Here is a 26,059-nt window from a genome sequence, read left to right on the forward strand (position 1 = left end):
GCCCCTGCCGATGCCGGCACGGGGGCCCCGGTCCCCACCCGCATCCTGCGTGAGGCACCCGGGCCCCGCAAGGCCCACCTGGTCACAGGCGGACCGCTACCACTCTTTCGCCACCGGCCGGGTCGTCTACGCCACCGGCCGGGGTGGTCTTCGCCGCCGGCCGAGAGCCCGGACCGCCGGCCGAGAGCCCGAGCCGCCGTCCGAACGCCCGAGCCGCTAGCCGAGCGTCTGGGCCGCGGTCGGCGAGGAGTCCTTCAGGAACTGCGAGCAACGCTCGTACTCCTCCTGCTCGCCGATGGTGTGCGCGGCGCGCGCGAGGGCATGCAGGGCGCGCAGGAAGCCACGGTTCGGCTCGTGCTCCCAGGGGACGGGTCCATGGCCCTTCCAGCCGCTGCGGCGCAGGGCGTCCAGGCCGCGGTGGTAGCCCGTTCGGGCGTAGGCGTACGACTCGACGACCGAGTCCCGCTGGAACGCGTCGTCGGCCAGCTGGGCCCAGGCGAGCGAGGAGGCCGGGTAGCGGGCCGCGACCTCGGCGGGCGCCACGCCGTTCGCGAGAAGTTCGCGCGGCTCCGGGTCGTCGGGCAGATGGGTCGGGGGCGGGCCCCCGAGCAGGTTCTCATGAAGGGTCATGGGACCCAGTGTGCGCCATCGCCCCTGACCGGCAGCGGCTGCCCGCACCCCGCCGAAGAGCCGCGGTGGGCCGTCGACGGGCACACCGTCAGGTCGCCGCGCCGGTACCGGGGACGCCGGTCTCGCGCGGGGGTTCCAGGGGCGGGGTCGTCAGACAGCCGTGAGTACGGCATTCGGGGTGCCGGCAGCCCGCCCCCGGGCGGCGCACGGTCGCAAGGGCGAGCACCGCGCCGGCCACCAAGACGGCCGCGCACAGCGGCATCGCGCGGCGGAAGGCGGCGTCGAAGGCGTCCGCCGAGCGGTACGCCTCCGGGCCCATCCCGGTCAGCAGCGGCAGCGCGGCCACCGCGAACAGTCCGGCGGCGCGGGCGGCCGCGTTGTTGATGCCGCTGGCCAGGCCCGCCCGGGCGGTGTCGACCGAGGCGAGCACGGTCGCGGTCAGCGGGGCGACCAGCGTGACCATGCCCGCGCCCATCACCAGCAGGGCGGGCAGGACGTCCACCGCGTACGAGGCGTTCTTGCCGACGCGCAGCATCAGCAGCATGCCCGCCGCGCACAGCAACGGGCCGACGGTGAGCGGGATGCGCGGTCCGATGCGCTCGGCCAGCGCCCCGGAGCGGGCCGAGAACAGCAGCATGAGGACGGTGGTGGGCAGCAGTGCCGTGCCGGCCCTGAGCGGTGAGTAGCCCGCCACCACCTGGAGCTGGAGGGCGGTGAGGAAGAAGTAGCCGCCGAAGGCCGCGTAGACGCAGAAGGTCACCAGGTTGACCGCCGTGAACTGGCGGGAGGCGAAGATGTCGGGCGGCATCATCGGGTCGGCGCGGTGCTTCTCGACGTAGACGAAGGCGATGCCGGCGGCCACGCCCACGGCCCCCAGGACAGGCACGGCCGGGGAACCGGAGCGGGCCTCGATGAGGGCGTACGTCGTCAGGGCGAGGGCCAGGGCACCGAGCGCGGCACCGAGTGCGTCGAAGCGGCCGTGGCCGCCTCCGTCGGCGGACTCGGGGACGTGCCTCAGGGCGATGGGCGCACAGAGCAGTGCCAGCGGGACATTGAGGAGGAAGACCCAGCGCCAGCCCGGGCCGTCCACCAGCCAGCCGCCGACGAACGGGCCGATGGCGGCGCCGATTCCGCCGCAGCCGGACCACAGGCCGACCGCCCGCGCCCGGTCGTCCGGGTGGAACGATGCCTGGATCAGCGCGAGCGAGCCGGGGGTGAGCAGGGCGCCGCCGATGCCCTGGAGCGCGCGGGCGCCGATGAGGACACCCGGGCTGGGGGCGAGACCGCACAGCAGGGAGGCGGTCGCGAACCACACCACCCCGAGGACGAAGACCTTGCGGCGGCCGAAGCGGTCGCCGAGGGCGCCGCCGAGGAGGATCAGACCGGCCAGCGTGACCATGTACGCGTTGACGGTCCATTGCAGGGTGGCGAGGCTCGCGCCGAAGTCGCGGCCGATCCGGGGGAGGGCGACATTGACGACGGTGGAGTCCAGCAGCGCCATGCTGGACCCGAGCACGGTCGTCACGAGGATCCACGTGCCCTGCGGGGATCCCACCCGAATGGCCGGGGCCTGCCGTGCGGTGACAGCCATGGAGCGATCATCCCGCGTCGGCGGCGCCGGGGCCAGATGGGCGACGGGCCCGGTGACCGGGCCCGTCGTAAATCCGGGTGAACCTGCGGAGAGCGCCGGTTACTTGATCTTGTTACCGGTCGAGCGGAGGTTGCCGCAGGCCTCCACGACACGCTTGGCCATCCCCGCCTCGGCCACCTTGCCCCAGGTGCGCGGGTCGTAGGTCTTCTTGGAGCCGACCTCGCCGTCGACCTTCAGGACGCCGTCGTAGTTCTTGAACATGTGGTCGGCGACCGGACGCGTGAAGGCGTACTGCGTGTCGGTGTCGATGTTCATCTTGACCACGCCGTTCTCCAGCGCCGTCAGGATCTCCTGCTCGGAGGAGCCGGAGCCGCCGTGGAAGACGAAGTCGAACGGCTGGCTGCCGCCGGGGCGGCCGTACTTGGCGGCGACGCCCTCGTTCAGCTCCTTCAGCAGCTCGGGGCGCAGGACGACGTTGCCCGGCTTGTACACACCGTGCACGTTGCCGAAGGACGCGGCCAGCAGGTAGCGGCCCTTGTCGCCGAGCCCCAGCGCCTCGGCCGTGCGGATCGCGTCGTCGACCGTCGTGTAGAGGGAGTCGTTGATCTCGTGGGTAACGCCGTCTTCCTCGCCGCCGGTCGGGGTGATCTCCACCTCAAGGATGATCTTCGCGGCGCGGGTGCGCTCCAGCAGCTCCTGGGCGATCTTCAGGTTGTCGGCGAGGGTCTCCGCCGAGCCGTCCCACATGTGGGACTGGAACAGCGGGTTCCGGCCGGCCTTGACCCGCTCCTCGGAGATCGCCAGCAGCGGGCGGACATACCCGTCGAGCTTGTCCTTCGGGCAGTGGTCGGTGTGCAGCGCGATGTTGACCGGGTACTTCTCGGCGACGATGTGCGCGAACTCGGCCAGGGCCACGGCACCGGTGACCATGTCCTTGCTGTACTGGCCGCCCAGGAACTCGGCGCCCCCCGTCGAGATCTGGACGATGCCGTCGCTCTCCGCCTCCGCGAAACCGCGCAGGGCCGCGTGCAGGGTCTGGGAGGACGTCACGTTGATGGCCGGGTAGGCGAACTTGCCTGCCTTCGCCCGGTCGAGCATCTCGTTGTAGACCTCGGGGGTTGCGATGGGCATCTGTCCGCTCCTTGTTGTGCGGGTTGCGTTCTGCGTGCTGAGGACCCTGACCTAGGGGGTGACGTCATCGTCGGCCCCATCTTTGCAGACGGAGCCGGATGCATCGGACACCCTGTCCAGCCTGTGGAAAACCCCTGCCTCAGTCCAGCCCCAGATCGTCCTTGGAGTACGCGAACAGGTACGGCACCCCCGCCTTCTCGGCGATCGCCTCGGCCGCGCCCGTCGCCCGGTCCACGATCGTGGCGACCGCGACGACCTCGGCACCGGCCTCCCGCAGCGCCTCGACGGCGGTGAGCACCGAGCCGCCGGTGGTGGAGGTGTCCTCGACGGCCAGCACACGCCGGCCCGCGACCTCGGTGCCCTCGATACGCCGCTGCAGGCCGTGCGCCTTGCCCGCCTTGCGGACGACGAACGCGTCGAGCGTCTTCCCGCGCGCGGCGGAGGCGTGCAGCATCGCGGTGGCCACCGGGTCGGCGCCCAGGGTCAGGCCGCCGACCGCCTCGTAGTCCAGGTCGGCGGCCAGGTCGAGCATGACCTGACCGACGAGCGGGGCGGCCACCCCGTCGAGGGTGATGCGGCGCAGGTCGACGTAGTAGTCGGCTTCCTTGCCCGACGACAGGGTCACCTTGCCGTGCACCACGGCCTTGTCCTTGATCTCCTGCAACAGCTCACCGCGTACGTCAGTCATGCCGCCAGCTTAAGGGCGGCGCCACGTCCAGGTCGTCGTGGCCTCCAGCGGCTCGATGGGGGTGACCAGGCGCGGAAGGGTGTTGAGGCCGTTCGGCGGGCCGGTCTGCGGTTCCACGCACACCGCCTCCGGCTGCTCGTCGTACACGACGACCCACTCCTCGCGGCTGGTGACCCGCAGTTCCAGCTGCCCCGGCCAGGTGAGGGTGACGTCGACGCCGCCGGGCATGCCGAAGCAGTCGTCCCAGGGGCCGGGCTTCGGGTCGATGCGGTTGCCGGTGGGCAGGTGGTCCTCGCCGCGCTCCTCCTGCCAGGCGGGCGCGAAGTCGAGGCGCGCGTCCTCGCCGCCGAGACTGCGGTTGAACCACGGGTGCCAGCCGACCTGGGCCGGGAACGAGGAGTCGTACGTCTCCACCGACATGGTCAGCGTGAGCGCGTCGGCGGTGAGCGAGGCGAGCTGGGTGACCCGGCCGGGGTAGGGCCAGGGGGCGACCAGGTCGTAGGTGAGGACGGCCTCGGACTGCTCGGCGCGCGCCACGCGCCAGGCGCCGTTCCGCGCGGTGCCGTGGATGGCGTTCGGCGGGGCGTTGAGGGGCATCTGGTGGACCGTGCCGCCGTCGCGGAACATGCCGTCCCGGATGCGTCCGCACCAGGGGACCATCGGGAAGCACCCGTACCGCTCGCCCTGCCGCAGCAGCTCCGCACCGCCGACGCGCAGGCTCTGCACCCGCCCGCCGTTCTCCGGCGCCAGTACGACTTCCGCGTCTCCCGCGGCCAACGTGATCTCGTCGTTACTCACGAGGCCGACCCTACTTCCCCGATCAAGAGGACATGCCGTCGCCGGTCAGCGGCGGCGGCGCAGCAGGCGGCCCGCCACGACGGCCGAGGCCACGAGCAGGGCCGCTGCCGGGGCCGCCCAACGGAGGGTGGTGGCCGTCGCGGTCTCCGGGGCCGGAACGGGCGCGTAACGCCCGCGCGGGGGCGCGTGGTCGACCTCCTCGGCGCTGCGGCCGATCATCGTGCGCCGGGCGTGCGCCGCCTCGGCCGGAGGCTCGTCGTCGCCCTCGAAACCGGGCTCGTCGTCGGCGAAGCCGGCGTCGTCGTCCGCGAAGGGGTCGAGGGACGACGGGGGGATGTCGGCGTCGTGGACCGAGGGGGAGGAAGGGGAGGAAGGAGTGGAGGGAGACGCTGGGGGCGCTGGGGACGCGGGAGGCACAGGGGCCGAGGGCGACGCGGGAGGCGTCGGATCCGTGGGGCCGGTGGAATCCTTGGGACCCGTGGGATCCGTGGAATCCATCGAATCCGTGGAATCCGCCGCCTTCGGGGACACACCCTTGCCCGGCTCCTCGAACTCCTCCACGCCGAATCCCGAGGAGACCGCCTCGGCCAGGTTCTCCGCGCTCCTGCCCAGCAGCCGGGTCCCCGCCGACGTCACCGCGTCCGCGGGCAGTTCCGCGATCCGGCCGTCCCCCGTGGCTCCTCCCGTGAACACGACCGTGGTCCCGCCCTCGGCCGGGCGCAGCCGCAGGGACAGGGACAGCTTCATCGCGCCGGTGCCGCGGGCCTCCGTGGCCTCGCCCTCCACCAGGTACGAGCCGTCGTCCCGCGCCGCGATCCGCAGCGTGCCGCGGTAGGTGATCGTGTGGCCGCCGATCCTTACCTTCAGACGGCCGGCCACGGGGTCCGTGCCGGCGTCCTGTTGCAGGCCGGGGATCGCGCGAGCCACCCGCGCGGGGTCCGCCAACGCCTGGCGGAGCCGATCGGCAGGAACCGGAACGAACACCTCATGCTCCATGTCCCCCGAGCCTACCCAGCAGGACCCGAACCGCACCCGTACATCCCGGGATTCACACCGCAAGGAGGGACCGGGGGGCTCAGCGCGTGTACCGAGGGTGCAGCAGGGTCGAGGGCGGCAGGTCCGGCGGCCGGGTGCGCGCCGCGTCCCGGGCGTCCGCCCGCAGGGAGGCCTGGTTCAGCGCCGGCAGCAGCGGCACGCGCGGGTCCAGGGTCAGCACCGGGCGGGCGGGAGCCGCGAGCACGAAACCCCAGTCGCGCGGGGCCTGGGACAGGCCCGTGGGGCGCCCGGTACCGTCCGCGCCGCCCGCGGACGCCCCGGCGGCGACGCGGTACGGGACCGTGCGCAGACCCGCCGCCCGGACCGTCGCCTCGACCGTCCAGAAGGCGCGCGGGCGGGAGCTCACCGGGCCCGCGTGCACCACCAGCCGGCCGTCCGGCGCGAGGACGCGGCGGGCCAGCCCGTAGAACTCCTGTGAGTACACCTTCGTGCTCGCCGCGATGCCGGGGTCCGGGAGGTCCGCGATCACCACGTCGTACGTCCCCCGGGTGCGCCTGAGCCAGCAGAACGGGTCCGCCGTGCGCACCCGGACCCGGGGGTCCGCGAAGGCGTGGCCGTTCAGCGCGGACAGGGCGCGGTCCCGGCGGGCCAGCCGGACCACCGCCGGATCCGGTTCGACCACGTCGACCCGGAGCACCCCCGGCCGGCGCAGCACCTCGCGCACCGCGAGGCCGTCGCCGCCGCCGAGGACCAGCACGCGCGCGTGCGGTCCGCCGTCCATCGCGGGGTGCACGAGCGCCTGGTGGTAGAGGCGCTCGTCGCTGCCGTCCACCCGCAGCCGGCCGTCGAGGAAGAGGTCCAGGGGGCGGCCCCGGGTGCCGCCGGTGAGCACCGTCTCCTGGACGCCGCTGCGCACCGCGACCCGGACGTGGTCCCCGTAGACCGCGTGGCGGGCGGCCCGTTCGAAGTCGCCCACCAGGGCGGCGGCCGTACCGAGCAGCGCCAGCACGGCGACGTTGGCGGCCAGCAGCAGCCAGCGGCCGCGGCGGCTCAGGTCCCGCCGGAACAGCCCGAGGACCAGGGCACCGCCCGCGACCGCGTTGACCGCCCCGGTGAGCAGGGCGCCCGTGAGCTGCCCGAGCTGCGGGAGCAGCAGGAAGGGGAAGGCGAGGCCGCCGACCAGCGCGCCCACGTAGTCCGCGGCGAAGAGGTCCGCGACCGCGCCGCCCGGGTCCTGGCGGTGGATGCGCTGGATCAGCTCCATCAGCAGGGGCACCTCGGCACCGATCAGCAGGCCGATCGCGAGCGAGAAGCCGACCAGCAGACAGCGCGGGCCGCCGGACCAGACGCCGCCCCAGTCACCGGTCCAGGCGAAGACCGCGTAGAGGGCCATGGCGCTCGAACCGCCGACCAGCGCGAGCACCGCCTCCACCGCGCCGAAACCGGCGGCGGCACGGAAGCGGAGCCGCTTCGCGGCGAGCGAGCCGATGCCCATCGCGAAGACCATCACGGAGAGCACGACGGAGGCCTGGGTGACGGAGTCACCGATCAAGTACGAGGCGAGGGCGACGAGTTCGAGTTCGTACACGAGTCCGCAGGCCGCGCAGACGAACACGCCGACGAGGACGAGGAACCGTCCGGTGCCGGGGCGTACGGGCAGCCGCGCCTGGGCCGTGCCGCCCTCGCTCCAGGAGCGCGGTAGGCCGGGTGGTGCGGGCGCGTGCGGTTCGATCACGTGGGAACGCTACGTCAGGGTCGTGGCGGGCTTTGTCACCCACACGTGTGGAACTGCCGCCTCCTCACACCCCGGAGGGGCTGAGCCGGGAGCGGTCTTCGGTCCGCGCCGCCGGTGTCCGCACCCCGACCCGGGTCCGGGTCGCCACCAACTGGCCGTCCTGCGGGTACGCGTGCCAGGTGCGCCAGTGGACCTGGCCCTCGTGGTGCTGGGCCAGCATCGCCGTGAACGCGTGCGGGCTGCCGGGAAAGACTCCGGCCAGGCCATGGGGATGGTCGGAGACCAGGGCCAGCAGCTCCTGGGCGCGGGCCGTGAAGGAACGGGGGGAGAGGACCTCGATGCGGGCCGCGAACTCGTACTCCCAGTCGTCGACCCGTTTGGCCACGCCCAGCGGCAGCGGGGCGCTGGAACCCGCGATGCACGCCACCGTCTCCGAACAGATGCCCCGCTCCTCCTCGAGAAGTACCTGGTGGGACGCGCCGAGCAATCTCAACTGCAGGCTCGTACCGGACAGTTCGAGGTCGAGTGTGGCGAGCGCGGGCAGCGGCTCGCGGCCCAGGGTCCAGGCGAGGTCAGCCGCACGCGTGTCGGTGTAGGAGGTGTTCAGGGTCGTGAGCATGGATCGGCTCCGCTAGCACGCAAAGTGAGAAGTGGGGTCCGGCGCACCCCGGTCATGGCGTCGGCGGACGAGGCCGGCCCGGCCAGTCGGGTGGTACGCCCGGTCGGCCCGGTGGGGAGGACGCTTGCGGCACAGGTGTCCGAAGGGCGTCCGCGGGCTGCTTCGGTGGTTGAGAGGGAATCATGAACTGTGGCGTCGCCACAGCGTTTTTACCCAAGACCGCCCGGTTTCCATCCCCCCGAGGGCTCCACAGCGCATCTGTTCAACTACGGCGTACGCCAGGGGCATTGGCGCGGCTGACATATGCGCCTCCGCGGCCCCCGTCCGGGCGCGCGGCGGAACGCGATACGGACGTCAAGCATCCGCGCGCTCCCTCGGTCGAGTGATTCCCTCTCGGGCCACTCACGCCACTTCCATCGACGCTCCCCATGCCGTGCGCCCGCCGGAAGAAGATCCCGACGGGCGCACGCGATCCAGAAGTGCGCCCCCCGGATGACCGGCCTCCCCCGTGCCGCCCGGTCCCTCCGGCCGGCCGCGCCCCCGCGGACCGCGCCCTCCCCTGAGCGGCGCCCGACAACCGCACCCCCGTGAGCCGTGCCCCCCGGCAGCCGCCCCCGACAACCGCCCCCTCGTCAGTTCCCTCCCCCGCACCCGCCCCCGCCGCACGACGACCCGCACGATGAGTGGCCGCCGCAGGAGTGGCCGCCGCAGGAGTGGTGCCCCCCGGAATGGTGACCGCCCGACGAGGAGTCGCCGCCTGATCCGGCGGCCCACCAGCTGCTGTCGCTGCCACTGCTGCTCCGCGAGAAGCCACGCGACCCCGTGCCCCGGGCCGCCGGCCGCCGCGCCGCCTTCCGGCCACGCCTGCTGCCGTTCACCACGAGGCTCACCACGAGTCCGATGCAGACGACCACCACAGCGATTCCGAAGATCATGACCTCGTCCCCCTTTCCTTTCTCATCCCCCGGGCGGCCCCGGCGGGCCCCTCCGTGTACCCGGGTGCACGAGGGATGCCCTCACCTCCGAACGGCCAAAGCAGAGTTGAGGAACTTCTGAGGGTCTCCCCGAGAAAATGGCCCCTGACCTGCACAGAAGGGCCAGACGCCGAGCCGGGGTGCCCATGCTCCGCGGTGTCCGCGACGCAGCGGTCACCCTCAGTCCACAACGACGTGACCGAGGGCGGCGTACGCCGCCGCGCGCGTCAGCCAGATGAGTTGAGGAACTCCGGAGCTTCGGCGGAGGATGGCGGCCATGACCTCCAGCGCGCGCCCCTTCCTCAACCGCCGGCTCGCCGAGTTCGGGACGACGATCTTCGCCGAGATGTCGGCCCTCGCCCTGAGCACCGGAGCCATCAACCTGGGCCAGGGCTTCCCCGACACCGACGGCCCGGAGCAGGTCCGCGAGGCCGCCGTGCGGGCGCTGCGGGACGGGCGCGGCAACCAGTACCCGCCGGGCCCCGGCGTCCCCGAGCTGCGCACGGCCGTCGCCGAGCACCAGCGCCGGCGCTACGGCCTCGGATTCGACCCGGACACCGAGGTGCTGGTCACCGCGGGCGCGACCGAGGCGATCGCCGCGACCCTGCTGGCACTGCTGGAGCCCGGCGACGAGGTGATCGCGCTGGAGCCGTACTACGACTCGTACGCCGCCTGCATCGCCATGGCGGGCGGTCGGCGCGTACCGGTGACGCTGCGGCCGCACGACGAGGGGGACGCGAGCTTCCGTCTCGACCTGGACGAGCTGCGCGACGCCGTCACCGACCGCACCCGACTGCTGCTGATCAACACCCCGCACAACCCGACCGGCACCGTGCTCACCCGTGAGGAGCTGTCCGCGATCGCCGAGCTGGCCGTCGAGCGGGATCTGCTCGTCGTCACGGACGAGGTGTACGAGCACCTGGTGTTCGACGACGCCGAACATGTGCCGCTCGCGACCTTCCCGGGCATGCGCGAGCGGACCGTCACCATCTCGTCGGCGGGGAAGACGTACTCCTTCACGGGGTGGAAGGTCGGCTGGGTGACGGCACCCCCCGGCCTCGTCGCCGCGGTGCGCTCGGCCAAGCAGTTCCTGACCTATGTGTCGTCCGGGCCGTTCCAGTACGCCGTCGCCGAGGCGCTCGCGCTTCCGGAGACGTACTTCGAGGAGTTCCGGGCGGATCTGCGCGCCAAGCGGGACCTGCTCACGGCCGGGCTCGCGGAGGCGGGCTTCGCGGTGTTCCGGCCGGCGGGCACATACTTCGTCACCACCGACATCCGCCCCCTCGGCGAGAGCGACGGTTTCGCCTTCTGCCGCGCCCTGCCCGAGCGCGCGGGGGTCGTGGCCATTCCGAACGCGGTCTTCTACGACCACCGGGAGGCCGGTGCCCCGTTCGTCCGTTTCGCCTTCTGCAAGCGCACCGAGGTCCTGGAGGAGGCCGTTCAGCGGCTGAAGGCCCTGGCGGACTGACACCGCCGGCCGACGTGGCGCGCCCCGGCCCATCGGCTGGGGGCGGGCGCCCCGTACGCGGGAATTCGCCTCCGCACGGCCGCGCAAGCTTCGTAAATCGGGCGTGTTCGGCGCATGGTTCCGGTGTGACCGACACCAGGACCATCCCGGCCCCCGCCCCGCCGGGCCCGAGGAACAGCGACCGTGTCCGTCCGGCCGGGGGCGGCCGGCAGCTGCCCACGACGGCCGCCGCCGCCCTCGGGCTGTTCCTCGTCGCCCGGCTGTGCGGCGGCCTCGTGCTCGCCCTCGTCGCCCGGTCCGCGGGCAAGCACCCCCTGCTGCTGCTCGGTCACTCCTGGGACTCCGTCTGGTATCTGGGGATCGCCTCGCACGGCTATGGACTCACCCTGCGCAACAGCACGGGCGTCCACTGCGACCTGGCGTTCTTCCCGCTCTACCCGGGTCTGGTCCGCGCGGTCACCACGCTCACCCCGCTCGGCGGCGTCGAGGCGGGACTGCTGGTGTCCTGGACGGCCGCCGTGGTCGCCGCGAGCGGGGTCTACCGGATCGGCGTACGGCTGCACGGCCCCGCCGTGGCCACCGCCCTCGTCGCGCTCTGGGGGCTGCTGCCGCACTCCGTCGTGCTGTCGATGGCCTACACGGAGCCCGTGCTCACGGCATGCGCCGCCTGGTCGCTGTACGCGGTCCTGACCCGGCGCTGGGTGTGGGCGGGGGCGCTGGCGGCGTTCGCCGGCCTGTCCCGGCCCAACGGCTGCTCGGTGGCCGTGGCGGTGCTCGCGTCGGCGGCCCACGAGGTGTGGCGGGCGCGCGGTCGCGGAGTTTCCCACAGGCTGTGGACAGGAGCGGCGCTCGCCCCCCTCGGCTGGAGCAGCTATGTCCTGTGGGTGGGCCGGCGCAGGGGCGATCCGCTCGGCGGCTACTTCACCGTGCAGCGGCTGTGGGGCTCGCAGTTCGACTTCGGGCACGGCGCGCTGCGCTTCACCGAGCACATGGCGCTGCACGGCACCCGGCTGCTGTTCCCGATGGCCCTGGTGATCCTCGGGGTGAGCAGCGTGCTCTTCGGGCTGCTGATCGCGGACCGCGCTCCGCTGCCCCTCGTCGTCTACAGCGGCGTACTGCTGGTGATCGCGCTCGGCGGCTCCGGGTTCTTCGAGTCCAAGCCGCGCTTTCTGCTGCCGGCGTTCCCGCTGCTGACGGTGGTGGCGCGGGCGCTGGTACGGACGGCGAGAGCCCGGCCGTGGCACGCCACCATCGTGGCGAGCGCCCTGGCCGGGCTCTCCTTTGTCTACGGGGCGTATCTGGTCGTACTCGCCCGGTCGCCCCTCTAGTGCTGCGCCCGGAAAGGGTTCACCAAACTCGGGAAACCTTTCCGGCCACAGCACTGGTGCCGGATCTACTCTTCGTCGTCCTCGGGCTTCTCCGAGTCGTCGACGTCCTCCGCGAGGCCGAGCTGCTCGACGAGCCACCGGTCGAACTCGATGGCGGCGCGCACCCAGCTCACGGTCGACGAGACGAAGTGCTCCAGGCTGACGCCGGTGCCGATCAGCATCTGCGCCTCACCGATGAGGCGGACGGTGCCGTCGTCGTGCGTGTGGGTGTAGACCTTGGGCCACAGGGTGCGCCGGTTCCAGTCGTCGATGGACTCCAGCAGCTGCGGCTTCTCGTCGATCTGGTGGGGACGGTCGTAGAACGTCCGCACGGAGAAGACGGCCTGGTCGCCCTCGCCGCGGAACATGAAGTACGTACGGAACTGCTCCCACGGCGCGACGAGGTCTCCCTCTTCGTCAACGAGGTGCTTGAGCTCCATCTGGTCCAGGAGCTGCTTCACGAGGTCCTGATCCGGAACCACGGGGCCCGCCGGCGGCTGCGGCTCGGGCTGGCCCCCGAAGTTCGGAATCGAGGACGGGTCGATGCTCACCGTGTTCTTCCCTTCGTACGGATTCCGCCATCCTCCCTCATCCGGGGAGGGGGCTGGCAACCCTGAACGGGTCGTGTCCGCCGGGGGCTGACACGATCTGGCCGGTCTCCGCCGCCGGGCGGGGCCGGGCATCCGCAGGATCATGTCGAGTCTGCGGTGGTTCTCGCCGGTTCTCGCAGCCGTGCCCCTGGTGTGGTCGGGCGGGGCGTGACCGTGGTGCACGAGGACGGGGACACCGTCCTCGTCCTCGTCCTCGTCCTCGTCCTCGTCCTCGTCCTCGTGCACCACTACACCCACGCGGGCTGACCGAGCCCCGACGGCACGGTGCCGGTCAGAGCGTCTTGCCGGACGCCGGGCCCACCAGCAGCCCGTCCCCGAAGGTGTCCACCCGGACGGTGTCGCCGTCCTTGACCTCGCCGGCCAGGATCTCCTTGGCGAGCCGGTCGCCGATGGCGGTCTGGACGAGGCGGCGCAGCGGGCGGGCGCCGTACGCCGGGTCGTTGCCCTCGTCGGCGAGCCAGGCCAGGGCCTGAGGCGTGACCTCAAGGGTCAGCCGCCGCTCGGCCAGCCGCTTGGCGAGGCGGTCGATCTGGAGCCGGGCGATACGGCTCAGCTCGTCCTTCGACAGCGCCGAGAAGACCACCAGGTCGTCGAGCCGGTTCAGGAACTCCGGCTTGAAGGAGGTACGGACCACCTCCAGGACCTGCTCCTTCTTCTCCGCCTCGGTCAGCACCGGGTCGACCAGGAACTGGCTGCCCAGGTTCGAGGTCAGCACGAGGATCACATTGCGGAAGTCGACCGTGCGGCCCTGGCCGTCCGTGAGCCGGCCGTCGTCCAGCACCTGGAGGAGGATGTCGAAGACCTCCGGGTGCGCCTTCTCCACCTCGTCGAGGAGCACCACGCTGTACGGGCGGCGGCGCACCGCCTCCGTCAGCTGGCCGCCCTCCTCGTAGCCGACGTATCCGGGCGGGGCGCCGACCAGCCGGGCGACGCTGTGCTTCTCGCCGTACTCCGACATGTCGATGCGGACCATCGCCCGCTCGTCGTCGAAGAGGAAGTCGGCGAGCGCCTTGGCCAGTTCGGTCTTGCCGACACCCGTCGGGCCGAGGAAGAGGAACGAGCCGGTCGGGCGGTCCGGGTCGGCGATACCGGCCCGGCTGCGGCGCACGGCGTCGGAGACGGCCTCTACGGCCTCGGACTGGCCGATGAGCCGCCGTCCGAGCTCCTCCTCCATGCGCAGCAGCTTCTGCGTCTCGCCCTCCAGGAGGCGTCCGGCGGGGATGCCCGTCCAGGAGGCGACGACGTCCGCGATGTCGTCGGGGCCGACCTCGTCCTTGACCATCGTGCCCTTGGACACCTCCTCCTCGGCCTCGGAGGCGGCCTCCAGCTCCTTCTCCACGCCCGGGATCTCGCCGTACAGCAGCTTGGAGGCGGTGTCGAAGTCGCCGTCGCGCTGGGCGCGTTCGGCCTGGCCGCGCAGGTCGTCGAGCTTCTCCTTCAGCTCACCGACCCGGTTGAGGGACTGCTTCTCCTTCTCCCAGCGGGCGGTCAGGCCCCGCAGCTCCTCCTCCTTGTCGGCGAGGTCGCGGCGCAGCTTCTCCAGCCGCTCCTTGGAGGCCTGGTCGGTCTCCTTGCTGAGCGCCAGCTCCTCCATGCGCAACCGGTCCACGACGCGCTGGAGCTCGTCGATCTCGACCGGGGAGGAGTCGATCTCCATGCGCAGCCGCGAGGCGGACTCGTCGACCAGGTCGATGGCCTTGTCGGGCAGGAAGCGGGAGGTGATGTACCGGTCGGAGAGGGTGGCCGCGGCCACCAGCGCGCTGTCCGCGATCTGCACCTTGTGGTGGGCCTCGTAGCGGCCCTTGAGGCCGCGCAGGATCGCGATGGTGTCCTCGACGCTCGGCTCGGCGACCAGCACCTGCTGGAAGCGGCGCTCCAGGGCCGGGTCCTTCTCGATCCGCTCGCGGTACTCGTCGAGGGTCGTCGCACCGACCATGCGCAGCTCGCCGCGCGCCAGCATCGGCTTGAGCATGTTGCCGGCGTCCATGGCGGAGTCCCCGCCGGCACCGGCGCCCACCACGGTGTGCAGCTCGTCGATGAAGGTGATGATCTGGCCGTCGGAGTCCTTGATCTCGGCGAGGACGGTCTTCAGGCGCTCCTCGAACTCACCGCGGTACTTGGCACCCGCGACCATGGCGCCGAGGTCCAGCGCGACCAGCCGCTTGTCCTTGAGGGACTCGGGCACGTCGCCTTTCACGATCCGCTGGGCGAGGCCTTCCACGACGGCGGTCTTGCCGACGCCGGGCTCACCGATGAGCACCGGGTTGTTCTTCGTACGGCGGGACAGCACCTGCACCACGCGGCGGATCTCCTGGTCCCGGCCGATGACCGGGTCCAGCTTGCCGTCGCGCGCGGCGGCGGTGAAGTCGGTGCCGAACTTCTCGAGGGCCTTGTACTGGCCCTCCGGGTCCGGGGTCGTCACCCGGCGTCCTCCCCTTGTCTTCTGGAACGCGTCCAGGAGTTTCCTGGCGTTCGCGCCCTGGCCGGTCAGGACCTCCCCCGCGGCGCCGCCCTTGGCGGCGATGCCGATGAGCAGATGCTCGGTGGAGAGGTACTCGTCACCGAGGTCCTTGGCGCGCTTGCCCGCGTCGGCGATCACAGCCAGCATCTCGCGGTTGGGCTGGGGCGGTGCCACGGTCGACCCGGTCACGCTGGGCAGACCGCCGAGCACGCGCTCGGCACCGGCCCGCACGGAGGCCTGGTCGGCGTCCGCAGCGGCCAGCAGGTCGATGATGTTCTCGTTGTCCTGCCCCTCCAGCAGCGCGAGGAGCAGATGGGCGGGGGTCAGGTCCGGGTGCCCCTCCGCAACGGCCCGGCTGCTGGCCGCGTTGATCGCGTCCCGGCTCCTGTTGGTCAGCTCGGCGTCCACGTTCCCGTTCTCCTCCTTGCGTCGGCCGCGCTCAGCTGTCGTCAGTCCTTCACTGTGACGAGAGCAACGTGCATAAAGTTGAGTCTATTCCACTCAAGGCGCGGAGCGGGAGAGAGGACGGCGAGGTTCCGGGACCGAGACCCATGCGCTCACCCGCCCGGGCGCGTCCGACGTCCAGTACCCCGGATCCGGGCGGGAGCAGCACCGGGCCGCCCGGAGGGCAGCACGAAGGCCCGCTGCGGCCGTAGGGGAATACGGGCCGGACGCGGGCATGGCTCGGTGATCGCCGGCAGACATCGGTGATCGTCGGCGGACCGGGGGGGCGCGGGCGGACCGGCGGGCGCACGGAGGGGGCGCGGGCGGGACGCCGAAGGGCAGCAGCAAGTGACACGAGGGGGCGCGGGCGGCACTCGGCAGGCGCGCGCAGCGACGCCGTCACGGAAAGTGATGAGGAAATCCGCGGGCGGACCCCGGGTAAGCGCCTAATCCAGCCACCGTGGCAACGGGACATACCTGGAGATTCCGTAAAAACTGCAGCGGCGTCACCGTGTTCAGGTCACGGTGACGCCGCTGCGGGGGGAAGCACCTGAGCGATCTGTTACGACGGGGGAATCGCGTCAGGCACTGCGGGGGGTGGCTGAGATGGTCCGCATGACCGGAGCATCCGGTTCGACCAGCCGGTGGTCGCGCTGGTCCAGATTCACAAAGATCATTCCGTACCGTATGGCGCACCGGACAGGCTGCGGCGCCCCCCGAGGCCGCCGCAGAAGCCGGTAGGCCCGCACATCATCCTCCTCGTCACGGGTGACGACGACGGGCTCCCCGAACACGGTCACCATCAACGAGTCACCGCTGTGGGGGATGGCGGTGACCAGGTCGATGAAGTGCCAGCCGGAGCGGTAGGCCGTGGCCATCTCGCGACGGAAGGTGCGGTCGTCCGGAGGAGTGGTCACATCAGCTCCACACGCTGTCATCTGGGCCGACGGGTGCAGCACCATCGCCGGCCGCGGAAGAAGCGGGCACCAACGACCAGACACTGTCCGCTCGCACGTCCTCCTTCGCGCCGGAGAGGCCACTCAACGTTCCGAAGGCCACAACGGCGGAGAAGGTGGCGACAAGCACCGAGCGAAGCATTCTCTTACCCATAGTCGGCTTCGTCCTCACTTGAAGGTCCCCTCTTCCCCCGTCGACTAAGACGATGGCTCATTCGGGCACGTCATGGCCACACAATCGGTGCATCATGTTCCTGCATGTTCAGGACCCTGGGGGGTGGAGGTTTGACAACCAATCGGGCTAAAGAGACACATCCCCATGCCTTGACCGAACTGTGCGAGGAGGGCGGGCGTCTCTATGCGAACGCCCTGCGCACAGGGCGTATCGCGCGCGCCGACGCGGAAGAGGCTCCTTGTCTCATGGAGTTCGCCCTCCTCCACCCCGATCCGGACGACGCGAACTGGCTGCGTCCGGTTCCTCCTTCGGTCGCCCTGGCCCAGCGGCTCAACCCGATAGAGCGTGAGATCTCCGAGCGCAGGCGGCTGTCGACCAACCTGGCCGAAGCCTTCGAGCCGTTCATGGCCCTCAGCGCACAGGTGACCGCGCCCACCCACTCGATCACGGTGCTGGAGGGGCTCGACCGGATCAACGCTGCGCTCGACCTGGCCACGGCCCAGTGCCAGAGCGAGATGCTGACGGTCCAGCCGAGCGGGCACCGCCCCGAACGCCGACTCATCGAGGGCCTGGAGCGCGACCGGCCGCTGATCGAGCGCGGGGTGCGCATCCGGACCCTCTACCAGCACACGGCCCGCTACAGCCCGGAACGGCTGGCCTACGTGGACCAGTTCACCGACGGCAAGGCCGAGTACCGCACCATCGACGAACTCGTCGAGCGGCTCATCATCTGCGACGAGGCGGTCGCGTTCATCCCCATCAGCGACGACCGCCAGGTCGCCCTGGAGCTGCGTCACCCGGGCCTCGTCCGCTATCTGGTGAAGGTCTTCGAGTTCATGTGGGGCCGGGCGGTGCCGCTGCAAGCGGGCACCCCCTACGAGACCGATCCGGACGGCATCACGGACATCCAGCACTCCATCGCCAAGCTCCTGGTGGAGGGCCATGTCGACGAGGCCATCGCCCGACGCCTGGGCATGAACGTGCGCACCTGCCGCGCCCACATAGCCAAGCTGGCCACGGCTCTCGGCAGCGGCAGCCGCGCCCAACTCGGCTACCTGATAGCGAAGTCGGGGATCCTGAGCCAGAACAACCCACTGGCGGGGGAAGACGGCCCGGGCCCCGGCGACGGGGGCTCATAGGCCGACGGGGGGCTCCGGGGCGCCGGGAGCGGTGAGGGGCAGCAGTTCGGGCGCCTGCGAGGGCCCGTCCAGGCCCGCCTGGGCGATACGGACGCCCAGTTGGGTGCGGCTGGCCGCGCCCAGGGTCTCGGAGAGCCGGGCGATGTGCGCCCGGCAGGTGCGCACGCTGATGCCGAGGCGTTCGGCGACCACGGCGTCCTGGTGGCCCTCCGCCAGCAGCGCCGCGATCGAGCGCTCCCGGTGGGTGATGCCGTCGATACCGGTCTCCGGCAGCGGGGACGTCAGCGGGATCGCCAGGCGCCACAGCCGTTCGAAGATGGTCACCAGATAGTCGATCAGCGCCGGGTGGCGCAGCTCCAGCGCGATGGTGCGGTCGGGATTGGCCGGGATGAAGGCGACCGTGCGGTCGAACAGGATCAGGCGCTCGGGCACCTCGTCCAGGGTGCGGGCCTCGGCCGCCTCGCCCATCAGCTCCATGTAGGTGTGCAGACCCTGGCCGTGCCGGGCGACATGCGTGTACAGATCGCGCATGCGCACGCCCCTGCGGCGCATCTCCAGCGCCCGGTGCAGGCCCTCGGAGAGTTCGTCCTCCCGGCGGATGCCGCCGGGCTGAACCGTGAGCACCTCGCGTGTGCACCGCTCGGTCGCCTCGTCCATGGCGGCACGGATCCGCGGCAGCCCGTCCAGGACACGGATCGCCACGCCCTCCGCGGAGCCCGGCTCACGGCCGTCGAGCCCGGCGTACCACTCGACCGCGGCCACCGCCGCCCCGACGCGGGCCTGGCTCGCGCTGACCTCCTCGTGGACACCGCGCAGCAGCCGCGTCATGACCTCCTGCGGGGACGTCGGCACCAGCCAGTCCATGTCGTCGGGGTCCGGGTGCAGCAGCGCGAGTTCCAGCAGGCAGGGCACCGTCGCGGCGTCGACGCGGGGCACCCGGCCCCGGCGTACGGCCCGGGAGTACACCCGGTTCCCGGACTCGCAGAGCCGGTCAGCGCCGTGCGGATGCGCGTCCGTCCCGTGCCCGGCCATCTTCCACCCCTGGCTCCAACTCCCGGCTCCAGCGTCCTGCAGCGTGTTCGCAGCGCAACTATGCGCGGAGCCGCCCGCCTCCGCAACAAGGCTCCGCCGCCCCAACGCCCGCTCTTGCCGGGAACGTCCCGGATTCTCCCTCCCTCCGGAAGTTCCGTCTGCACCCAGGTGACGGGGGGAGGGAGCGCCGACCCCGCCGACCATCGAAAACGGCCGTGGCGGACGGGCGACGCTGCCCTCCACCACGGCCGTTGCTCTCAGAGCGGTGCGTCCGCTACTTCAGACCGATCGCCGTGCACGCGGCCTTGTACTTGGGGGTGCAGATGTCCTGGACGGTGTAGATGTTGTCCTGGATCACCGTGTCCTTGATGTTGGACTTCGTGAGCGCGACCACCGGCACCAGCATCGACGGGACCTTCTTCTCCGTCGGGCTGTCGACCTTGTCCCGGGTCAGCGCGTCGAACTCGATCGAGCGGCCCTGGACCTTGGCCACCGCCATCTCCGCGGCGTTGTTGGCCTCTTCCGGGTACGACTTGTACACGCTCATGTACTGCTCGCCCTCGACGATCCGCTGCACGGCGTCCAGCGAGGCGTCCTGCCCGGTCACCGGCGGGACCTTGCTGATGCCCGCCTCCTTCATCGCCTCGATGACGGCGCCGGCCACGTCGTCGTTGGCCGAGTAGACGCCCGCGATGTTGCTCAGGCCGACGGCCTGGATCGCCTCGGCCATGTTCGCCTTGGCGTTCTCCGGCTTCCAGTCCTTCGTGTCGTAGGACTTGACGATGTTGACCTTGCCCTGGAGTTCGCTGAGCGCGCCCTCCTTGAACTGCGCCGCGTTCGGGTCGGTGACCGAACCGTTCATCATGACGATCTTGCTGGTCTCCGCCTTGCTGCCGAGCGCCTCGACGAGGGCGCGGCCCTGCACCTGGCCGACCAGCTGGTTGTCGAAGGAGATGTACGCGTCGATCGGACCCTGGGCGAGCCGGTCATAGGCGATGACCGGAATGCCCGCCTTCTTGGCCTTCGCCACGCCCGCCGCGAGGGCCTTGGCGTCCACCGGGTCGACCAGCAGCACATCCACCTTGTCGGCGATCATCTGGTCGAGCTGCCCGCTCTGCTTGGCCGCGTCGGCGTCGGCGTTTTCGTAGACGACCTTGCCCTTGTCGTGGGTGAGGGAGCGCACCTGGTCACGGATGATCGGGTAGTCGAACTTGTCGTACCTCGGGTTCTCCTTCTCCGGCAGAAGAAGGCCCACCGTGATGTCGTCACCCTTCTTCGGAGACGCGGAGCTGCTGCTCCCGCCGACTCCGTCCATGACGCCGCACGCGGCGAGAGAGGCGGCCGCCGCGGACGCGGCCAGGGCTACAGCGGTGCGACGCACAGCGGTCCTACGGGTGGTACGAGCGTTCACATCAGATGCCTTCCGGGCGGGGGAGCAGCATTGCGACCCAGGTGGCTGAAAGCCAACGCGGCGACGGCATGCACCGTCAAGAAGTACGGGTTAACGAGATGGCAACAGGATCCGCGTGGAAGTCAAGTGAAGACCAAGAGACCGCACCGCCAGGGCCGTTGCCAAACCTCCCCCTGATGGAGATTTCTTCCGTCACCTGCGGAGATCCGGAAACCCACGCTCCGTCAACTCCCTTGTGGTCAGCCGACGTTCACACCCAGCGCCAAACGTGATCTATATCACGCATCAACACGTCAGCCACGCTCCCCGCATCGATCGCCCCTTGCCGGGCACCGCGCACGCCACGCAAAGGACAGGTCGCGGGGACGTAAAGATCTGTACAACCCCTTCCGTGCCTCGCGCGTCCTGATCACGAACGCCTTTCCGCGTCTCGATCCGATCAGAGGACCGAATGAACCCAGCCAGACGACGCGTCACCGCCGCGGCCGCCGCCGGCGTCGTGCTCGCCACCGCGGGCGGCCTGCTCACCGCCGCCGCTCCCGCTTCCGCCGCGACCTCCTGCACCTCGCCGGTGTTCAAGCGGCAGTTCTTCGCGAACACCGGCTTCACCGGCACCCCGAGGAGGACCGACTGCGACAGCGCGGTCGACCAGAGCTGGGGCGGCGCCCCGGCCACCGGACTGCCGGCGGACCGCTTCGGTGTCCGCTGGACCCTCACCCGCGACTTCGGCTCCGGCGGCCCCTTCACCTTCAGCGCCGGCGGGACCGACGGGATCCGCGTCTACCTCGACGGTGTACGGAAGCTGAACCTCTGGTCGGACACCCGCAGTTCGCGCTCGACGCGCCTCAACCTCACGGTCCCCAGGGGCACCCACACCCTGCGGATCGACCATGTGAACTGGACCGGCAGGGCCGCCGTCAAGTTCACCTACGCACCCCGGACCTCCGCCACCGTCGACAAGGTCAAGCCGCTGGCCCCGACGGGCGTCACGGTCGCCTACGACAAGGCGACCCGCAAGGCGAAGGTCTCCTGGGCGAGGAACAAGGAAATGGACCTCGCCGGCTACCGCCTCTACCGCCGCCCGAAGGGCAGCACCGGCTGGACGCGGCTGACCACGACGACGTCGACGACGTACACCGACGCTCCCCCGGCGACCGGCCAGGTCTTCTCCTACGAGGTCCGCGCCCTCGACAAGGCGGGCAACGAGTCGGCCGGCACCGCGGGCCCCTCCGTCACCACCGTCGACAAGACCCCGCCGGCCGCGCCCTTCGTCGAGATGGACCTCTGCCCGGGCGACCAGCCCTTCGCGGCCCCCGAGCTGGTCACCACCCTGCAGAACGCGGCCGACATCGCCCGGTACGAGATGCAGCGCCTCGACCCCGCGACGAAGACCTGGGCCACCGTGTACTCCGGCACCAAGGGCGCGATCTGCGACACCGGGTACCCCGCCGACGGCAGCAAGGTCACCTACCGGGGCCGCGCCCGGGACGCGGCCGGCAACTGGTCCGTGTACTCGGCCGCCACCACGTTCACCACCTTCGACTTGACGCCGCCGGCGACCGCCGCCGACGCCCGGGTCGAGTACCGGTCGGGCGTGCCCCACCTGGTGTGGTCCCCCGTCGCGGGGGCCGCCTCGTACCAGGTCCTCCAGTACGACCCGGCGACCGGCGGCTACCTCGACGCCCTGCCCCAGAAGGGCGCCACGAAGGACACCGCCGTCGTGCCGCGCCAACTGCTCCCGGTGGCCGGCACCTACCGGTACGCGGTGCGCGCGCTGGACGCGAAGGGCAACGCCGCCGCCCCGGTGGAGACCACGCTGTCGATGGCCGACCGTCCCGAGGCGATCCCCGCGTTCCGGACCACCGCGACCCGGACCGGCGACGCGGTGGCGATCGCGTGGAGCAGCACCGACCCGTGGACCTTCGACGAGGGTCCGCTGCTCACCTACCGGATCATCCGTACCGACCCGGCGACCGGCGAGAGCACCGTCGTGGACAGGTGCAAGCCGAACAGCCCCTGGGACGAGCCGCTCCAGCCCCCCTCGACGTCCTGGATATGGGCGGACAGCGACGCCCCCGCGTACGCCGGCCGCACGCAGATCAACGGCAACTGCCTGGATGTCTCGGGGGAGTCGGAGACGACGTACGAGTACCGGGTCGTGACGGTCGATCCCTACGGGCACGAGTCGAAGCCCGGCCCGGCGGCCACGCAGACCACGCCGGACACCCGGCGCCCGGCCGCGGTCGAGAACCTGACCGCGCAGCAGCTCCCGCTCGGCGTGCGTCTGACCTGGACTCCGCCCGCCGACGACGACGTCACCGGCTACTACGTCTGGCAGGGCACCACCGACCCGGACACCGGTGAGACGGTCTGGAAGAAGAACTGCTGGACCAGCAGCTCCCTGGCCAGGACCGAGATCCTCTGCCCGACGGTCCCCGACGGCGGCACCCATGTCTACCGGGTGGCCGCCACGGACGGCTCCGGCCTGTACGACGGCAAGGAACCCGACTTCTTCCACACCGCCGAGGTCTCGGTCACCCTGCCCGACACCCGGCCGCCCGGCTGGAGCGGTACCGAGATCCGCCAGAGCCAGTACCCGGACCTGTACTTCGGCTGCTCCGCCAGTTCGGGTCTCGGCGACTGCTCCCTGCTGGCCGGCTACCGCGTGGAGCGCTGGGACCCCGCTCAGGGCGTCTGGACCGTGCTCGCCTCGGGCCCGTCGGCCGACCACGGCAGCTACCTCGACACCAGCGTGCACGAGGACCGGCTGGGTCTGTACTACTACCGCGTCGTCCACACCGACGCGTCGGGAGCGGAGCAGGCCGTGAAGAGCCAGGCCTACGGCATCTGGGACTCCTGGCTCTGACCGGACCCGGTCCGACGTCATACGAAAGGGGCGGCACCGGAACAACGTCCGGTACCGCCCCTTCTCGCGTCGGGCAGGTCAGTCGCCCTGCTGCTGCCGCTTCGGCCGCCACACCACCAGCGCGCTGGTCTGCTGGACCTCCTGGTAGGGCACCAGGTCACGGCGGTACGAGGCATGCACCGCCGCCTCGCGCTGACGCATCGTCGCCGCAGCGCCGTCCAGCGCGGCCTGAAGCTCCGCCACGCGGGACTGGAGCGCGACCACCTGGTTCTCCAGTTCGATGATGCGTTTGATGCCGGCCAGGTTGATGCCCTCGTCCTGCGACAACTGCTGCACCTGGCGGAGCAGTTCGATGTCGCGGGCCGAGTAGCGCCGGCCCCGGCCCGCGGTGCGGTCCGGGGACACCAGGCCGAGGCGGTCGTACTGGCGCAGTGTCTGCGGGTGCAGTCCGGAGAGCTGGGCCGCCACCGAGATGACGTAGACCGGGGTGTCCTCGGTCAGCTCATACGGGTTACGTCGACGGCCGTCCATCTCCTCATGCTCCCTTCGCCGCCTGGAACAGCTCCGCCCGCGGGTCCTCGTCCGCGGTCGCCTCGCGATACGCCTCCAGCGCGTCACGAGCCTTGCCCGAGACGTCCTTGGGGACACTCACCTCGACGGTGACCAGCAGGTCCCCGCGGGTGCCGTCCTTACGGACCGCGCCCTTGCCACGGGCCCGCATCGTGCGCCCGTTGGGCGTGCCCGGGGGCAGCTTCAGCGTCACCGGGGACCCGCCCAGGGTGGGCACCCGGATCTCGGCGCCGAGCGCCGCCTCCGCGAACGTCACCGGCACGCTCACCGTCAGGTTGTCGTCCTTGCGGCCGAAGACCGGATGCGGATTCACATGCACGACGACATACAGATCACCGGCCGGGCCGCCCCGCTCGCCGGGCGCGCCCTTGCCGCGCAGGCGGATGCGCTGCCCGTCGGAGACACCGGCGGGGATGCGGACCTGCATCGTCCGGGACGACTTCGCCCGGCCGCTGCCGTGGCACACCTCGCAGGGGTTTTCCGCGATCAGACCGCGGCCCTTGCAGTCCGGGCAGGGGTCGGTCAGCGAGAAACCGCCGCCCGAACCCCGCGCGACCTGCCCGGTGCCGACGCAGGTCGGGCACACACGCGGTGTGCCGTTCTTGTCGCCGGTGCCCGAGCAGGCCTTGCAGGCCGCCTGCGAGGACATGCGCAGCGGCACGGTCGCGCCGTCCACCGCCTCCATGAAGCTGAGCGTGACCTCGGACTCGATGTCCTGGCCGCGCCTCGGCTGCGTACGCGTGCCCGCGCCGCCGCCACGGTTGAACAGGCCCCCGAAGACGTCACCGATACCCCCGCCGAAGTTCCCTCCGGTGCCGGCCTGGCCGCCGAAGAGATCGCCGAGGTCGAAGTTGAACGAGCCGCCGCCCGCCCCGGGACCGGGACGGAAGCCGCCGTTGCCGAAGAGGGCGCGGGCCTCGTCGTACTCCTTGCGCTTCTTGGGGTCGCCGAGGATGTCGTTCGCCTCGGAGATCTCCTTGAAACGTTCCTCCGCCTTGGCATTGCCCTTGTTGGCGTCCGGGTGGAACTCGCGGGCGAGCTTCCGGTACGCCTTCTTGATCTCGGCCTCGGTGGCGTCCTTGGGGACGCCGAGGACCTTGTAGAAGTCCTTCTCGATGAAGTCCTTGGTGCTCATCCCCGACGTCCCTCCTTCCCTACGCGTTCGTGGTGTACGTCAGCCCTCGTCCGGGCCACCGCTCTCCTTGTCGTCGCCCGCCTCGGTGCTCTCCTCGGCCTTGACCGTCTGCGCTCCCGGCTGCGGCTCGGCCACCGCCACCCGCGCGGGGCGGATGGTGCGCTCGCCGAAGCGATACCCGGGCTGCAGAATCGCCACGCACGTCGTCTCGGTGACGTCCGGCGCGTAACTGTGCATCAGGGCTTCGTGGATCGTCGGGTCGAAGGGCTCGCCGTCCTTGCCGAACTGCTGCAGACCCATCTTCGCCGCGACGGTCTCCAGCGACTCGGCGACGGACTTGAACCCGCCGACCAGCTCGCCGTGCTCCCGTGCGCGGCCGATGTCGTCGAGCACGGGCAGGAGCTCGGTCAGGAGGTTCGCGATGGCGATCTCCTTGACCGCGATCCGGTCACGCTCGACGCGGCGGCGGTAGTTCTGGTACTCGGCCTGGAGGCGCTGGAGGTCCATCGTGCGCTCACCGAGCGCCGTACGAACCTGGTCCAGCTGGGCCACCAGACCGGCGTTCTGTGCGCTTGCGTCCCCCGCCGGGGCCGCCGCCCCCTCCGAAGAGGGGGAGGCGGCCTTCGGCTCGGCGTCCTCAGGGGTGGCGCCGGAGGGGACGTCGGGCTTCTCCTCGAAGCCCGGGGTCTCCTCCGTCACGCGGCACCGTCCTTGCGCTCGTCGTCCACGATCTCGGCGTCGACCACGTCGTCGTCGGCCTTGGCCTCGGAGGCACCCGCGCCGGCGGACGCCTGGGCGGCCTGGGCGTCGGCGTACATGGCCTGGCCGAGCTTCTGCGAGACGGCCGCGACCTTCTCCGTGGCGTTGCGGATCTCGGCCGTGTCCTCGCCCTTGAGCGTCTCCTTCAGCTCGGCGACGGCGGCCTCGACCTCGGTCTTGATCTCGCCCGAAACCTTGTCCTCGTTGTCCTTGAGGAACTTCTCGGTCTGGTAGACGAGCTGCTCGCCCTGGTTGCGGGTCTCGGCGGCCTCGCGGCGGCGGTGGTCCTCCTCCGCGTACTGCTCGGCCTCCTGACGCATCCGGTCGACCTCGTCCTTCGGCAGCGACGAGCCGCCGGTGACGGTCATCTTCTGCTCCTTGCCGGTGCCGAGGTCCTTCGCCGTGACGTGCATGATGCCGTTGGCGTCGATGTCGAAGGACACCTCGATCTGCGGGACACCGCGCGGCGCCGGCGGCAGACCGGTCAGCTCGAACATGCCGAG

21 protein-coding genes are annotated in these 26,059 nt (G+C 71.3%); 4 read left to right on the forward strand and 17 right to left on the reverse strand.

Translation table 11 applies throughout. The annotated features are described in order from the left end of the window. Window positions 1-216: 216 nt before the first annotated feature. The 8 genes from AB0L95_RS12435 to AB0L95_RS12470 form a co-directional block, all read right to left on the reverse strand. Window positions 217-630, reverse strand: a complete 414-nt coding sequence (locus AB0L95_RS12435) for a DUF3151 domain-containing protein (protein ID WP_365160967.1) — start codon at window positions 628-630, stop codon at window positions 217-219. 88 nt (window positions 631-718) lie between these two features. Next, window positions 719-2,221, reverse strand: coding sequence for an MFS transporter (locus AB0L95_RS12440; protein WP_365160969.1), 1,503 nt, complete (start codon window positions 2,219-2,221; stop codon window positions 719-721). A gap of 99 nt (window positions 2,222-2,320) precedes the next feature. Next, on the reverse strand, window positions 2,321-3,352 hold the full coding sequence (fbaA, locus tag AB0L95_RS12445) for a class II fructose-bisphosphate aldolase (RefSeq protein WP_365160971.1): 1,032 nt from the start codon (window positions 3,350-3,352) through the stop codon (window positions 2,321-2,323). Window positions 3,353-3,491: 139 nt separating this feature from the next. After that, window positions 3,492-4,040 carry an orotate phosphoribosyltransferase gene (gene pyrE / locus AB0L95_RS12450; protein ID WP_365160973.1) on the reverse strand — a complete coding sequence of 183 codons (549 nt, stop codon included), beginning with the start codon at window positions 4,038-4,040 and terminating at the stop codon, window positions 3,492-3,494. Between the two features lie 9 nt (window positions 4,041-4,049). Then, window positions 4,050-4,838 (reverse strand): aldose 1-epimerase, encoded by a 789-nt coding sequence (locus tag AB0L95_RS12455; protein WP_365160974.1) that lies wholly within the window; start codon window positions 4,836-4,838, stop codon window positions 4,050-4,052. Window positions 4,839-4,883: 45 nt separating this feature from the next. Then, window positions 4,884-5,834 (reverse strand): SRPBCC family protein, encoded by a 951-nt coding sequence (locus tag AB0L95_RS12460; RefSeq protein ID WP_365160976.1) that lies wholly within the window; start codon window positions 5,832-5,834, stop codon window positions 4,884-4,886. Window positions 5,835-5,913: 79 nt separating this feature from the next. After that, window positions 5,914-7,569 (reverse strand): polyamine aminopropyltransferase, encoded by a 1,656-nt coding sequence (locus AB0L95_RS12465; RefSeq protein WP_365160978.1) that lies wholly within the window; start codon window positions 7,567-7,569, stop codon window positions 5,914-5,916. Window positions 7,570-7,633: 64 nt separating this feature from the next. Beyond that, window positions 7,634-8,188, reverse strand: a complete 555-nt coding sequence (locus tag AB0L95_RS12470) for a DUF2617 family protein (protein ID WP_365160979.1) — start codon at window positions 8,186-8,188, stop codon at window positions 7,634-7,636. Window positions 8,189-9,430: 1,242 nt separating this feature from the next. On the opposite strand from AB0L95_RS12470, the gene AB0L95_RS12475 reads away from it, so the two are divergent. Next, entirely contained in the window at window positions 9,431-10,630 is a 1,200-nt protein-coding gene (locus AB0L95_RS12475; protein WP_365160981.1) for a pyridoxal phosphate-dependent aminotransferase, read from the forward strand. A gap of 212 nt (window positions 10,631-10,842) precedes the next feature. After that, window positions 10,843-11,958, forward strand: a complete 1,116-nt coding sequence (locus AB0L95_RS12480; RefSeq protein ID WP_365161027.1) for a hypothetical protein — start codon at window positions 10,843-10,845, stop codon at window positions 11,956-11,958. 65 nt (window positions 11,959-12,023) lie between these two features. Here the strand turns inward: AB0L95_RS12480 and AB0L95_RS12485 are convergent, their stop codons facing one another. From AB0L95_RS12485 to AB0L95_RS12495, 3 genes are all read right to left on the reverse strand, one after another. After that, window positions 12,024-12,548, reverse strand: coding sequence for a YbjN domain-containing protein (locus tag AB0L95_RS12485; RefSeq protein WP_365160983.1), 525 nt, complete (start codon window positions 12,546-12,548; stop codon window positions 12,024-12,026). A 331-nt stretch (window positions 12,549-12,879) separates the two neighbouring features. Further along, window positions 12,880-15,477, reverse strand: a complete 2,598-nt coding sequence (clpB, locus tag AB0L95_RS12490) for an ATP-dependent chaperone ClpB (protein ID WP_365160985.1) — start codon at window positions 15,475-15,477, stop codon at window positions 12,880-12,882. A 617-nt stretch (window positions 15,478-16,094) separates the two neighbouring features. Next, window positions 16,095-16,391: a (2Fe-2S)-binding protein gene (locus AB0L95_RS12495; protein ID WP_365161029.1), complete on the reverse strand. Its 297-nt coding sequence runs from the start codon at window positions 16,389-16,391 to the stop codon at window positions 16,095-16,097. A 363-nt stretch (window positions 16,392-16,754) separates the two neighbouring features. Here AB0L95_RS12495 and AB0L95_RS12500 point away from each other — a divergent pair, with 363 nt between their 5' ends. Continuing rightward, entirely contained in the window at window positions 16,755-17,783 is a 1,029-nt protein-coding gene (locus AB0L95_RS12500; protein WP_365160987.1) for a helix-turn-helix transcriptional regulator, read from the forward strand. Here the strand turns inward: AB0L95_RS12500 and AB0L95_RS12505 are convergent. Beyond that, window positions 17,778-18,815 (reverse strand): LuxR C-terminal-related transcriptional regulator, encoded by a 1,038-nt coding sequence (locus AB0L95_RS12505; protein WP_365160989.1) that lies wholly within the window; start codon window positions 18,813-18,815, stop codon window positions 17,778-17,780. The two genes, AB0L95_RS12500 and AB0L95_RS12505, sit on opposite strands and share 6 nt — an antisense overlap. Before the next feature lie 274 nt (window positions 18,816-19,089). Further along, window positions 19,090-20,196, reverse strand: coding sequence for a substrate-binding domain-containing protein (locus AB0L95_RS12510; protein ID WP_365160991.1), 1,107 nt, complete (start codon window positions 20,194-20,196; stop codon window positions 19,090-19,092). A gap of 481 nt (window positions 20,197-20,677) precedes the next feature. Here AB0L95_RS12510 and AB0L95_RS12515 point away from each other — a divergent pair, with 481 nt between their 5' ends. After that, window positions 20,678-23,092: a PA14 domain-containing protein gene (locus AB0L95_RS12515; RefSeq protein ID WP_365160993.1), complete on the forward strand. Its 2,415-nt coding sequence runs from the start codon at window positions 20,678-20,680 to the stop codon at window positions 23,090-23,092. A 78-nt stretch (window positions 23,093-23,170) separates the two neighbouring features. Here the strand turns inward: AB0L95_RS12515 and AB0L95_RS12520 are convergent, their stop codons facing one another. The 4 genes from AB0L95_RS12520 to AB0L95_RS12535 form a co-directional block, all read right to left on the reverse strand. Further along, window positions 23,171-23,623: a helix-turn-helix domain-containing protein gene (locus tag AB0L95_RS12520; RefSeq protein ID WP_365160995.1), complete on the reverse strand. Its 453-nt coding sequence runs from the start codon at window positions 23,621-23,623 to the stop codon at window positions 23,171-23,173. A gap of 4 nt (window positions 23,624-23,627) precedes the next feature. Next, window positions 23,628-24,797 carry a molecular chaperone DnaJ gene (gene dnaJ, locus AB0L95_RS12525; protein ID WP_365160996.1) on the reverse strand — a complete coding sequence of 390 codons (1,170 nt, stop codon included), beginning with the start codon at window positions 24,795-24,797 and terminating at the stop codon, window positions 23,628-23,630. Between the two features lie 39 nt (window positions 24,798-24,836). Next, window positions 24,837-25,496 carry a nucleotide exchange factor GrpE gene (gene grpE / locus AB0L95_RS12530; protein WP_365160998.1) on the reverse strand — a complete coding sequence of 220 codons (660 nt, stop codon included), beginning with the start codon at window positions 25,494-25,496 and terminating at the stop codon, window positions 24,837-24,839. Next, on the reverse strand, window positions 25,493-26,059 hold a 567-nt coding region (locus AB0L95_RS12535; protein ID WP_365161000.1), incomplete at its 5' end, for an Hsp70 family protein. The genes AB0L95_RS12535 and grpE, both read right to left, overlap by 4 nt.

It is taken from the genome of Streptomyces sp. NPDC052036 (assembly GCF_040680495.1).
Classification (GTDB): Bacteria; Actinomycetota; Actinomycetes; order Streptomycetales; family Streptomycetaceae; genus Streptomyces.